The following is a 214-nucleotide window of genomic DNA, read 5'->3' on the forward strand; positions in this document are numbered from 1 at the left end:
GCATTGCTAATAAAGGCATCTAGCTCAGCCAATGGCGACACAAATTCATCTTTTTCAACTGGCAGTTTACTTAGGATAAATTCATCAGACGCGCCGCAATAGGCGATGGCGTTGCAATGATTGTACGCATCATTGAACCAATCTAACGCAGAGCTGTCCATGGCGTGCTTTTTAGCTTGGTGAGGCATGATGATACTAACGACAGCATCAAACA

1 protein-coding gene is annotated in these 214 nt (G+C 44.4%); it reads right to left on the reverse strand.

Annotated features, from left to right (window positions below):
* Window positions 1-188 (reverse strand): hypothetical protein (locus tag V6252_RS13435; protein ID WP_341610769.1); only part of this gene is annotated, 188 nt, incomplete at its 3' end.
* Window positions 189-214 lie beyond the last annotated feature (26 nt).

Origin of the sequence: Psychrobacter proteolyticus (genome assembly GCF_038155145.1) — a bacterium.
GTDB lineage: Bacteria > Pseudomonadota > Gammaproteobacteria > Pseudomonadales > Moraxellaceae > Psychrobacter > Psychrobacter proteolyticus_B.